This window comes from Streptomyces sp. NPDC050743, from assembly GCF_044456925.1.
In the GTDB taxonomy this organism is placed as follows: Bacteria; Actinomycetota; Actinomycetes; order Streptomycetales; family Streptomycetaceae; genus Streptomyces.
Genome location: NZ_JBITGJ010000008.1, coordinates 24,081 through 36,208, shown reverse-complemented (window position 1 = coordinate 36,208; position 12,128 = coordinate 24,081). Strand labels below are relative to the sequence as shown.

Genomic DNA, 12,128 nt, shown 5'->3' with positions numbered 1-12,128 from the left:
ATGGCAAAAAGGTTGTACTGGTTGCGGATAGAAATTAAAGCTAGTTCAAACATAAGTTGAAGTTTGTGAAGCGCATTCTGTTGCGGTCGGGCAAGAGCCCGTACGACGTCCTGTCCGTCGAGGAGGCCCTGCACCGGGACGTCATCGCCACCAACTCGGGCAATCTGATCTTCAGCGACGCGGCGCACAAGATCCTGCAGACACCGGACACCGAGGTCGTCTCCAACGGCATCGGCACGGACCTGGCCGCGGCCGCCCGGATCAACGAGGAGTACGACGCGTTCGTCGTCCCGCTGGCCAACGCCTTCCGGCCGTCCTTCGAGGGCCGGCTGAAGCGGCTGACCCGGCTGATCGACAAGCTCACGATCCCGGTCGTGGTGCTGGGCGTCGGCGCGCAGACGGGGGTGAGCTACAACCCGGCCCGGCTGAAGCCGATGGAGCAGTCGGTGCGCGAGTTCTGCACGGCTGTGCTGGAGCGCAGCTCGTCGATCGGCGTCCGGGGCGAGTTCACCGAGCAGTACCTGCGGGACATGGGCTTTCGTGACGTGGAGGTCATCGGCTGCCCGTCGCTGTTCCTGTACGGCCCCGAGCTCGACGTCCGCAAGCGGGTGCCGGCGCTGAGTGCCGAGTCGCGGATCGCGGTCAACGGTTCGCACAGCGCGGTGCAGAAGCAGGGCCTGGAGCGGATCATCGGCCGTACCCACGCCCGCTATCCGAACCTGCGGTTCATCGGCCAGAACCTCAGCGACGCACGGCAGTTGCACTGGCGGGACCTCACGGATCCCAACTCCCAGGTGGCCGCCATGCCGACGCACCCGGACCACCCGATGTACCGGGAGGACAAGGTGCGGGTGTACGTCGACCCGGTCACCTGGATCGACGATCTGCGCGGCTTCGACTTCTCCTTCGGCTCGCGCATCCACGGCAACATCGCGGCGCTGCTGGCGGGGACGCCCGCCACCGTGCTGTGCGGCGACTCGCGCACCCTGGAGTTGTGCCGGTACTTCGAGATCCCGCACCAGCGACTGGACCAGGCCGCCAAGGACCCGGAGGCGGCGGATCCGGCGCGGCTGTACGAGGAGGCGGACCTCGGCGGTCTCGTGGGCAACCACCAGGAGCGGTTCGACCGGTTCGTCGGTTTCCTGGACAAGAACGGGCTGCGGAACACCTTCACGCACGGCGACGGCGGCGCGGCGTTCGAGGAGCGGCTGCGGTCGCTGTCCTTCCCGCCGGGCATCCGGCCGTGGAACGACACCGACCTCGCCTCGCTCAGCAGCCGGTTCGGCTGGCTGCACACCCAGATCGGCGAACTGGCCCAGGACAACGCGAAGTTGCGCAAGGAGCTGGCCCGGTCCCGCAAGGCGCAGGCCACGTCCGCGCCCGCCGCCTCCGTCTACCGCCGCGCCCGCCGCGTGGTGGTCCGCCCGCTCCGCCGGGCCCTGCAGTCGGGCAAGCAGTAGGCCCGGTCCCCTCAGGCCCCAGCGCGGTCCGGGCAGGCAGGACAGACCCGGGCCGCGCGGCCGCCACGCAGCAGAGAGCCCGGCCGTGCCGGCCGCCACGCAGCGCGGATTCCGGCCGCTGCGGGTGACCGTACAGCAGAGACCCGCCCGCCCAGGCCACCGTGCAGTACAGAGCCCTACCGCTCAGACCACCTCACCCAGGCCGGCCAGGGCGAGCCGGGCCGCGGGCCGCACCCGCGCACCCGCCCGGAAGCACCGATCCCAGCCGCGCAGACCCCCGCTCACACGCCCGGCACCGGCAATCCCAGCCGCTCAAGCCGCACGCCCGGCACAAGCGCCCCCGCCACTCAACCCGCCGCCCGGACACACCCGGCAACAGCGGACGTCGGCCGATCAGGCCGCCGCGGCCTTGAAGTCCTTCGCCGGCAGCATCCGCCGTGCCTTGCGGAGTGCCCGGCGCAGGAAGGAGTTGGCGGCGGCCTCGCGGTAGCCGTGGACGGCACGGGCCTCGCGGGGTGCGGCGAGGTAGATGTCGTCCGGGATGCCGGCCGTCTTCGAGCGGAAGTGCGGGTAGGCGAGGTAGACGCGGGTGCCGCGCTTCTCCAGGAGCGCGGCGGCCTGCTTCTTCGCCTTGACGAACTCCACGACGTCCAGCAGCAGATCCGCTCGCTGCAGGGCGACCAGGTGCAGCCGCAGCCGCTCGTGCACCTTCAGCCGCCGGGCCACTCCGGGCGTCCAGTAGGCGTCCATCAGCGGCTTGGCCAGCTCCAGCTTGTGCCGGCGGACCTTCTCGCTGTCCTTGAGGAACTTCGGCCCGAACTGCGGCAGCAGGGTGATGACGAAGGGGCGGATCATGAGCAGGTCCCGCTTGTCGCCGGCCGGGACCATGTCGGCGATCAGCTTCATCAGGGCACGCGCGGAATCGAAGCGCAGGGTGTAGCTGCCGCTCTTGGTGACGTGCTTGCCGTCGTCGCGGCCGACCAGGTAGTAGCAGGGGTAGTCGGCGAGGACGGAGACACCGTCCGCGCGCAGGTACGCCTCCATGGTGAACAGGGCGTCCTCGCCGGTGAACAGCGACTCGTCGAACCGCATGCCGTGCTTGTCCAGCAGGTCACGGCGGAACAGCTTCTGCGCGCTCAGCGTGAACTTGATGTTGGAGGAGAAGACGTCGGTACGGCCGAGGGTCTTGCCCCACATGGACTTCGGCGGGATGCGGTTGATGCCCTCGACCTTGCCGAGCACCACGTCCGTGCCGTTCTCGTCGGCCATGGCGACCATGCGCTCAAGGGCCTCGGGGCCGAGCCGGTCGTCGGCGTCGAGGAAGAACACGTACCGGCCGGCGGCCTTGCCGAGGCCGACGTTGCGGGGGCCGCTGGGGCCGCCGGAGTTCTCCTGGCGGATGACGGTGACGCGCATGGGGGCGCGGGCGGCGAACTCCTCCAGGTACTCCCCGGTGCCGTCCGTCGAGCCGTCGTCCACCGCGATGACCTCGAGGCGCGCCGGGTCGATGGTCTGCGCCTCGACGGACGCCAGGCACTCGACCAGGTACGGCATCGCTTCGTACGCCCCGATGATCACACTCACATCAGGCTGCGGCACGACGGTCACACTTCCCCCTTGCTTACCAAAAGCGCGTTTTCCCCGTATTGCCTTGATGGCAACCTGTTAGACGGACATCTAAGGCAACCGGTTGCCCCACTCTGGCTGATCAGTGGCGCACGTCACACGGGGTTCGGGTGTCCACCCGACAGTACGTAGGGTCGGTAAGAACCGCTCACCGCCGGTCGGCGGCCGAGGTAAGAGCGATCGTAAGAAACCTGAACATAAGCGACCCTGGAAAACGGATCCGCACGACGAAAAGGGCCGGCCCCGGGATCGCTCCCGGGGCCGGCCCTCGCACGGCAGTGGGTGTCAGCCCGCGTTCACACCGTCCTGGTCATCGGCGGACGCGCCCCGCTGGCCGGGCACCGCGTTGGTCAGCTCGGCGGCCTCGGCGGGGTCCGCGCTGGCGGCGCCCACCCGGGACTGCTGGCCGACGTTGCGGGCCTCGGCCTTGAGGGCCAGGTCGGCCACCGCGGCGTTGAACTGGACGATGGACGTCGGCTCGTCCGGGCCCAGCAGATAGCGCTTGAGCTCCTTGCGGGCGTCCCTCAGCGGGTCGGCGGACGGGTCGCGCACGGCGTCCAGCAGGCCACCCAGCTCGCCCGCGTCGTTGGACAGGATCACCGCGGCGCGCACCGCCGTGTTCTGCCGCTTGAACTCCTCGTGACCGAGCTCCCCGGAGTCCGTGACCGCGTACGGCTTGCCGCTCGCGATGAAGTCGGAGACCACGGAGGAGATGTCGGAGACCATCGCGTCGGAGACGTTGAAGCAGTCGTACAGGCGCGGCTCGGCGCCGGTGATGACGCGGTGCTCGTACGACGGGAAGGAGCGCCAGTAGGCGGTGTTCCACTCGGCGCGCAGCCGGGCGATCTCCTCGTGCCTGGCCACGTCGACGACGCCGTCGCGGGTGGCCTCGGCCTCGTCGCCCTTGTCGCCGCCGGCCGCGACCAGCTCCGCGAGCCGGGCCTCGATCCGGGCCAGGTCGGCCTTGGCCCGGGCCATCGCCGCGTCGTCGGCGGTGAAGCGGGAGTCGGCGGCGCGCTCGGCGGCGGCCTTCTCGACCAGGGCGGTGATCCGCTGGTGCGCGGCCGCGGCCTGCTTGCTGACGGTGCCGGTGAACGGGTGCGGCTTGTACAGCACGCGGACCGGCGGGTTCGCCGCCACCAGCTTCTTCACGATCGTCTCGCCTGCGAGCACGATCGAGGTGTTGCCGGGGTTGCCGTCCCAGCCCTCCCAGGTGGGCGCGTACAGAACCGTCGGGATGCGGTCGTCGGGCACGCCGTGCCAGCCCTCGATGGGCGCGAGCTGCGGACGGCCGACCTCCACGATGTCGTCGTCGCGGACACCGACGTCGGCGATGGCGTAGCGGTCGCGGCCAGCGCGGCCGGCGGTCCACACCTCGTCGTAGACCTTGCTGTACGGGTTGACGCTGGCGAGCTTGTCGCTGTCGCCGTGGCCGATGAAGACGTGCTTCATGGTGGGCACGCGCAGCAGGTGGATGTTCTTGCCGACGTTCGCGGCGTACAGGGCCACGCGCACGGTCGACAGGTCCAGGTTCATCAGGTGCACCCCTCCGGGCACGCAGATGACGGGGACCGTGGTCGGCGCGAGGTTGTTCAGGATGGCGCGCTCGCGGAGGATGATCAGCGGCCGGGTGTCCAGCTGCTCCATCGTCTCCAGCCACATGTTGACCTGGTACGCGGAGTCCTTGGAGCCGGAGAAGTACAGGACCGTCTCCGGCTTGTAGCCCGCCAGCCAGTCGTCGACGGCGGCGAGGACGACCTCGGCCTTCGGCGGGATCCTCCGGCCGCGCACGTACGGCACGAGCACCAGGACGTACAGGACGCCGAGGCCGACGGTGAGGCCGACGCCGGCGAAGCCCGGGGCGGCGGGGGCGCCCTGCCCGGCGGAGATCAGGATGCCGATCACCGCGAACAGGTCGAGGTGGAGCATCTTCTCCGCGCTGCGGTCCAGCAGCCGGCGCGACGGGGCGTCCGGGATGCGGATGCGGGACTTGAGGTCGATGTTGCGGGTGGCGACCGGCATCCGGCGTCGGTTGCGGATGAGGGTGACCAGCGCGCCGTGCGGGGCCTGCAGGCCGTAGAAGGCGATGAAGCAGGCGACGGCGGCGTAGAAGATCAGGTCGTCCGCGTGCGACAGGCGGGCCAGCAGCAGGATCAGCAGCAGCTGGCGGATCAGGAAGCGGATCGACAGACCCGCCCGGATCTTGCTGAGGCGGTTGATCAGGTAGCTGCCCTTGCGGTGCAGATAGTGGTCCGCCAGGTACGTCACGGCGGCCAGGGCCGCGAAGGCGGGAACGCTCGGGACGAGCGCGGCCAGCATGAGCGCCGGGAAGCCCAGGATCATGAGGGCCGCCGCGGTCAGCTCGGCCGCGCTGCCCACCCGGGCGACGCGAATAGCGGTGGATATCACGGAGAAACCTGCTCTGGGAGGAGGAGTGCCGGTTCGCGGGGAATTGTGTGAGATGTACGGATTCAGGCCTCTGCTAACGCCCGGTGAATGAGCGACGGCAGAGGCCTGAAATTCCTAAAAGCTATTGACGAATTATTACATGCCGTTCTGGCGGTCCAGAACAGCGGCCAGCGCCTGCTCGAAGCCGGAGGCCTGGGCGGCGCCCGCCGTGGGGTCCTGCTGCCGGACGTCGATGACATGGCCGGTCAGCTCCGACAGCAGCACGTCCAGGGACGTACGGGCCACGGCCTCGGAGGAGAGCAGCGTGCCCGCGGGCTCCTGGCCAAAGGCCTTGGTGCGCATCGGGGTGGCGGTGCGCTCGGGGTTGACGCAGTTGACACGGATGCCGTCGCCGGCCCACTCGTCGGACAGCGCCTGGGTGAGGTTCACCATGGCGGCCTTGGTGGAGGAGTACAGGGAGTACTCGGCGCGGCCGCGGGTGTAGCTGCTGGAGGTGTACAGCAGCAGCTGGCCCTTGGTCTCGGCGAGGTACTTGTAGCTGGAACGGGCGATCTGCACCGGGGCCAGGTAGTTGACCTTCAGCGCCTCCTCGATGGTGGCGTTGTCGGTCTCGGCGAGCTTGCCGATGCGCAGCACGCCCGCGGTGTTGACGACGTAGTCGATCCGGCCGGTCTCGGCGTACGCCTTGGACAGCGCGTCGTCGACCTCCTCCGGGTTCTCCACGTGGGTGCCGGTGGTGGAGCGGCCCAGCGCGTAGACGTTCGCGCCGTAGGACTCGGCGAGTTCGGCGATGTCCTTGCCGATGCCGTAGGAGCCGCCGAAGATGACGAGCGTCTTGCCGGTGAGGAGCTCGCGGTAGGCGTCCTCGCCCTTCTGCTCGGGCGCTGCGGCGGAGGCGAGCTGGAACAGCTTGTCGGCGATGAAGACGTCGACCGGCTGGGTCACCTTCATGTTGTACTCGTCACCCGCGACGACGTGGATCGGCACGTCCGGCAGGTACTTGAGCACGACGGAACAGTCGTCCGTGGCCTGGAAGTTGGGGTCGCCGGCGGCGACCTCGTAGGCGCGGCGGATCGTGGACAGCTTGAAGGCCTGCGGGGTCTGGCCGCGGCGCAGCCGGGAGCGGTCCGGGATCTCGGTGATGAACTCGCCGTCCTCGCCGTGCGTGCGCGTGACGATGATGGTGTCCGCGGACGGGATGGCGACGTCCACGGCCTGGTAACGCTCCAGCGCGGCCACGCAGTCGTCGATGACGCGCTGCGAGAGCAGGGGGCGTACGGCGTCGTGGAAGAGGACGTTGAGGTCCTCGCCCTCGGCCAGGCCCTCGCCCAGCGCGGAGATGGCGCGCTCGGTGGTCTCGTTACGCGTCGAGCCGCCCTCGATGATCTTCTTCACCTTGGTGAAGCCGGCCTTGGCCACGATCTTCTCGACGTCCGGCACATAGCCCGGCGCCATCAGCACGATGACGTCGTCGATCGAGTCGGCGTGCTCGAAGGTGGTCAGGGTGTGCTCGATGACTGCCTTGCCGGCGATCTTCAGCAACTGCTTGGGGATCGACAGACCCACCCGCTGACCGGTGCCACCGGCCAGGATCACTGCGGTGGTTCGGGGCTTGGCTATGTGCTGGGACACAGGTGACCTACCTTGGGGCGTCAGGGAACCGTGAAATGGTCCCACTTTCGGTAAGCGCAGTGCAAGGTGAGCGACATCCCATGCATATGTGAGCGCAACCTGTCATTCACCTTGTACCCCTGGTGATTGGCCCCAGGCCTCGCGAACCCCCGTGAATTTGCTGTGAGTAAGTCCACAGGTGCGTCACGAGACGGCGGCGAGGCCCGTTCAGCGCCGCCCGAGCCGCTTCAAGCAACGGTGCCCGAGCACCCGCACGAGCTCCCTCGACGACGTCTGATGCACGCTGCGCACGGAAGCCTGTCCGGCCGCCGCGGCCAGGGCTCCGTACAGCGCCCGCGCCGCGACTTCCGGGGCGAGCCGCGGCTCGGCCGGGCCGGGCTCCGGCTGTTCGAAAACGGCGGACAGCAGGGCCGGATCACCGAGGATCCGCACCCCCAGCGCGGCGATCCGCTCGGCGGATGCGGGGCCGATCGCGGTCGCCCGCTCGACCGCCCAGCGCGGGGTCACGATCTTCACGTCTCCGGGCGCGGGAGGGCACGGGTTCTTCATGTGAAGCACCGCGCCGCCCCGGACGAGACGGGAATACAGCTCGTCCGGCAGTCCATTGCCGCGGAATTCGACATTAAGATTCCGCAGCATTTCGGTCTCGGCGAGGGTAAGCGAGCGATTAGCGGTGTCCGGAACGGGCCGGAGGAGGTTCTCGGGCCGTCCGAGCAGCGCCTCGAAGGCGCGCAGCAGGCCGCCGCGGTCACGGTCGTCCACCACGACCACGGTCACCCGCCCCGGACCGACGGCCCGCGCCCAGCGCTCGACCAGCCGGTCGTGCCGGTGCCGGTGCCAGAAGCTGGGATCGGGCTTCTCGTACGGCGGCCTGCGGAGCATGTGCTCCAGCCAGGCCGCGTAGCCCATGCGCAGCCCGTTCTGCACGTACTGCTGCCACTGCGAGGGCATGATCCTCACCAGGGGACGCAGCGTGACCAGCACGTGCACCCTGTCCCGCTCTCGGCCTCGGTCGAGCGGGGGCACCCCCGCGCCGCCGAGCTGCTCCACGATCCGGGCGATCGTCGCATCGCCCCGGGCGTCGGCGAAGAACTCGCTGCTGATCACCGAGGTCCGCCTGCCCGTGGCCGCCACCTGGTCCAGCAGCCGCCTCCAGTGCCGGTCGGTGGGCACGGCGTCGCCCATCATCGCGGGCCGGGCGCAGGCGGCGAGGGCGGCTTCCATGGGGTGCCGGGTGTGGGCGGAACTCCACGCCGAATTCCGGCAGCCGGTCCTTCGCGGCGAACAGGGCCCCCTGGATGGCGGTCGTCCCCGTCTTGTGCGGGCCGATGTGCAGCAGGCGGGTGCTGGGCGCCAGGGGTGCGGGGGTCGTACGGTCCGTCTCCATGGTCACGGGACGGTAAGAGACTTGCCTGAGGCTTGCCTGAGAGCACCGTGGGACTGCGATGAGTCCCACGGTGCCCGCACGGAGACCGCAGGGGATCCGTTGCGACGCGGTAAGCCCTTGTGCCGCAACGGACCTGACGGCGGATCGGGAAAACCCGCCGCGGAGTCAGGAGCCGAAGCGGTAGCCCAGCTGCGCGCCCGTCGCCACGGTGCCGAGGGTGCCGCTCGCGAAGGTGAACGAGCCGGTCGGGGTGATGCCTGTGGAGGTGCCGCGCAGCACCCACACCGCCCCGGCCTTCGTGTTCTCCCCCGGTGCGCCCACGGCCAGGTCGGCGCGCCCGTCGTGATTGGCGTCCACCAGGCGGACGGCCGAGCCGAACGAGTCGCCTGACTCGCCGCCGCCGGGCACACCCGTGGTGTCCTGGCTGAACGACTTCGCTCCACTGCCCGTCGGGCCGTTCGCGGTGCCGCGCAGGGTGACGACCCGTCCGCCGCCGCTCGCGCCGGGCACGCCGACCGCGATGTCGCGGTAGCCGTCGCCGTCGATGTCCGCGATCGAGAGGCCGGCACCGAAGCGGGACCACGGCACGGCGGTGCCCGGGACGCCGGAGCTGTCCTGGTTCATGATGACCGCCTTCGTCCCGTCGGGTCCGGCCGCGGTGCCCGGGATCCAGGCGATCCGGCCGCCCTTGGAGAGCGGGGTGTCCACATCGCTGTCGGCACCCTCGACCGTCCGGCCCACCACGATGTCGGCGTAGCCGTCCCGGTTCACGTCGCCGACGGCGAGGCTCTCGCCGCCCTGCATGCCGTAGCCGCTGTTGTCCCGCACCACCGTGTACGGGTTGAGCCCGTTGTGCGTGCCGGTCCAGACGACGACCCGGCGGGCGTCCCACTCGTCGCCGTCGTTGACGGCGGCGACGACGTCGGTGATCCCGTCGCCGTTCACATCGCCCTTGGCCAGGTCCAGAAAGCGGCTGTTGTCCGGGTCGATGACCACCTGTCCGCCGTGCGTGGTGGAGCCGTTCCGGGCGAACGGCCCGCTGAGCACCCGCAGATCCTTGGCGTTCTCGACGAGCACGACATCGGGCGCACCGTCCCCGTTGACGTCCCCGACCGTCCCGTGCGCGCCGAGCGATTCGTACGCCGTCCCTCCGGCCAGGGACGCTCCGCCGGACAGCCCCGTGGGGCCGCCCCAGAGCACCTCGACCAGTCCGGCGTCGGTGCCGGCGGCCGAGTCCTCGCCACCGACGCCGACGACCAGGTCGGCGTAGCCGTCCCGGTCGAGGTCGGCGCTGGACACGGTGCTGCCGAACCCGTCGTCGGTCTCGGCGCCGCCCGGCACGCCGGCGCTGTTCTGGCTGAGGACCTGCTTGGTGGAGGTCTTCAGCCCGCTCGACGAGCCGTACACGACGGCGACATAGCCGGCGCCCTTCTTGCCGTCCACGGTCGCCGTGGGAGCGGCGACGGCGAGGTCGGCGTAGCCGTCGCCGTTGAAGTCGTCGTGCAGATGCCTGCTGCTGGGCACCGACGTGGTGGCCGCGTGGCCGGGGACCGCGAGAGCCCCGACGGCGAGGGCGATGCCGGTGGCGATCGTCAGGGAGCGCCGACGGAGGGGACGGGGGTGGGACACGTGAGCTCCGGGAGTCGTGGAGACAGGAGTGCGGCGCCGAGAGATCTCGGCGCCGCACCGTTCGACTCACCGGGGTGGGCCGGGGTTGCCCTGAGTGCACCCTGTGTTTTCCCGATGTTCAGAAGAACTCGGGAGGTCACGGAGACGAGCCTTACTCGAACGGGTCGAACTCGTCGTACTCGCGCAGCGTCTCGTCCCGCTCCGCCTGCTTGTCCCGGCGGCGCTGCGCCGCGGGCCGCTGCGCGTCGAAGCGGTGGTCCTCGCCGCGGCGGCCGAGCATCTCCGCGCCGGCCATGACCGTCGGCTCCCAGTCGAAGACGACCGCGTTCTCCTCGGGACCGATGGCGACACCGTCGCCGGCCCGGGCGCCCGCCTTCATCAGCTCCTCCTCGACACCGAGGCGGTTGAGCCGGTCGGCGAGATAGCCGACGGCCTCGTCGTTGTTGAAGTCGGTCTGACGGACCCAGCGCTCGGGCTTCTCGCCGCGCACCCGGAACAGCGGCTCGCCGCCGACCTCCTCGCGGGTGACGGTGAAACCGGTGTCGTCGACGGCCTTCGGCCGGATGACGATCCGGGTCGCCTCCTCCTTCGGCTTCGCCGCGCGCGCCTTGGCGACCAGCTCGCCGAGCGCGAACGTCAGCTCGCGCAGCCCGATGTGGGCGACGGCCGACACCTCGAAGACGCGGTAGCCGCGGGCCTCCAGGTCGGGGCGGACCATCTCGGCGAGGTCCTTGCCGTCGGGCACGTCGACCTTGTTCAGGACGACGATCCGGGGCCGGTTGTCCAGGCCGCCGTACTCCCGCAGCTCGGCCTCGATCACGTCGAGGTCGGAGACCGGGTCGCGCTCGGACTCCAGCGTCGCGGTGTCCAGCACGTGCACCAGCACGCTGCACCGCTCCACGTGCCGCAGGAATTCCAGGCCCAGGCCCTTGCCCTGGCTGGCACCCGGGATCAGACCCGGTACGTCGGCGATGGTGTAGACGGTCGAACCGGCCGTCACCACACCGAGGTTCGGCACGAGCGTGGTGAACGGATAGTCGGCGATCTTCGGCTTGGCCGCGCTGAGCACGGAGATCAGCGAGGACTTGCCGGCGCTCGGGTAGCCGACCAGCGCCACGTCGGCGACGGTCTTCAGCTCCAGGACGATGTCGTGCAGGTCCCCGGGCTCGCCGAGCAGCGCGAAGCCGGGCGCCTTGCGGCGGGCGGAGGCCAGCGCCGCGTTGCCGAGGCCGCCCCGGCCGCCCTGCGCGGCGATGTACGAGGTCCCGTGGCCGACGAGGTCGGCGAGCACATTGCCCGCCTTGTCCAGCACGACCGTGCCGTCCGGCACCGGCAGGACGAGGTCCTGGCCGTCCTTGCCGGAGCGGTTGCCGCCCTCGCCGGGCTTGCCGTTGGTGGCCTTGCGGTGCGGGGAGTGGTGGTAGTCGAGAAGTGTCGTCACCGACTGGTCGACGGTCAGGATGACGTCACCGCCACGGCCGCCGTTGCCGCCGTCCGGGCCGCCGAGCGGCTTGAACTTCTCGCGGTGGACGGAGGCACAGCCGTGACCTCCGTTACCCGCGGCGACATGCAGTTCGACGCGGTCCACGAAGGTGGTCATGGTTCAGTGCCTCCAGAAAACGAGCGGTATGTCTAGCTGTCAACACGCGAAAGGCGGACCCGCCTTCCCGTTCGGGAAGTGAGGTCCGCCTCGCGAAACGTTCGGTCTGAGCCGTAAGCCGGAAGACTCAGGCGACCGGAACAACGTTCACGACCTTGCGGCCGCGGTGGGTACCGAACTCCACCGCACCGGCCTGCAGGGCGAACAGCGTGTCGTCGCCGCCACGGCCGACACCGGCGCCGGGGTGGAAGTGGGTGCCGCGCTGGCGGACCAGGATCTCGCCCGCGTTCACGACCTGACCGCCGAAGCGCTTCACGCCGAGCCGCTGGGCGTTGGAGTCGCGACCGTTCCGGGTGGACGATGCGCCCTTCTTGTGTGCCATTTC

Annotated in this window: 8 protein-coding genes; 1 reads left to right on the top strand and 7 read right to left on the bottom strand. The window is 70.1% G+C overall.

The features are described 5' to 3' along the window. The first annotated feature begins 65 nt into the window (after positions 1-65). Positions 66-1,460: a polysaccharide pyruvyl transferase family protein gene (locus ACIBJF_RS11410; RefSeq protein WP_399173461.1), complete on the top strand. Its 1,395-nt coding sequence runs from the start codon at positions 66-68 to the stop codon at positions 1,458-1,460. A 393-nt stretch (positions 1,461-1,853) separates the two neighbouring features. On the opposite strand, the gene ACIBJF_RS11405 is transcribed toward ACIBJF_RS11410, so the two are convergent. From ACIBJF_RS11405 to rpmA, 7 genes are all read right to left on the bottom strand, one after another. Further along, complete coding sequence (locus ACIBJF_RS11405; RefSeq protein WP_399173460.1) at positions 1,854-3,068, bottom strand: glycosyltransferase family 2 protein; 1,215 nt, start codon at positions 3,066-3,068, stop codon at positions 1,854-1,856. Positions 3,069-3,371: 303 nt separating this feature from the next. Next, positions 3,372-5,465, bottom strand: a complete 2,094-nt coding sequence (locus tag ACIBJF_RS11400) for a hypothetical protein (protein ID WP_399173618.1) — start codon at positions 5,463-5,465, stop codon at positions 3,372-3,374. A gap of 165 nt (positions 5,466-5,630) precedes the next feature. Next, positions 5,631-7,127, bottom strand: coding sequence for a D-ribitol-5-phosphate cytidylyltransferase (locus ACIBJF_RS11395; RefSeq protein ID WP_399173459.1), 1,497 nt, complete (start codon positions 7,125-7,127; stop codon positions 5,631-5,633). Positions 7,128-7,334: 207 nt separating this feature from the next. Then, the gene (locus ACIBJF_RS11390; RefSeq protein ID WP_399173457.1) at positions 7,335-8,351 is read right to left on the bottom strand and encodes a hypothetical protein; all 1,017 of its coding nucleotides are present in this window, start codon (positions 8,349-8,351) and stop codon (positions 7,335-7,337) included. A gap of 328 nt (positions 8,352-8,679) precedes the next feature. Next, positions 8,680-10,143, bottom strand: a complete 1,464-nt coding sequence (locus ACIBJF_RS11385) for an FG-GAP-like repeat-containing protein (protein ID WP_399173456.1) — start codon at positions 10,141-10,143, stop codon at positions 8,680-8,682. 151 nt (positions 10,144-10,294) lie between these two features. After that, positions 10,295-11,743, bottom strand: a complete 1,449-nt coding sequence (gene obgE, locus ACIBJF_RS11380) for a GTPase ObgE (protein WP_399173455.1) — start codon at positions 11,741-11,743, stop codon at positions 10,295-10,297. Between the two features lie 127 nt (positions 11,744-11,870). Further along, positions 11,871-12,125 carry a 50S ribosomal protein L27 gene (gene rpmA / locus ACIBJF_RS11375; RefSeq protein WP_055703572.1) on the bottom strand — a complete coding sequence of 85 codons (255 nt, stop codon included), beginning with the start codon at positions 12,123-12,125 and terminating at the stop codon, positions 11,871-11,873. Between the last annotated feature and the right edge of the window lie 3 nt (positions 12,126-12,128).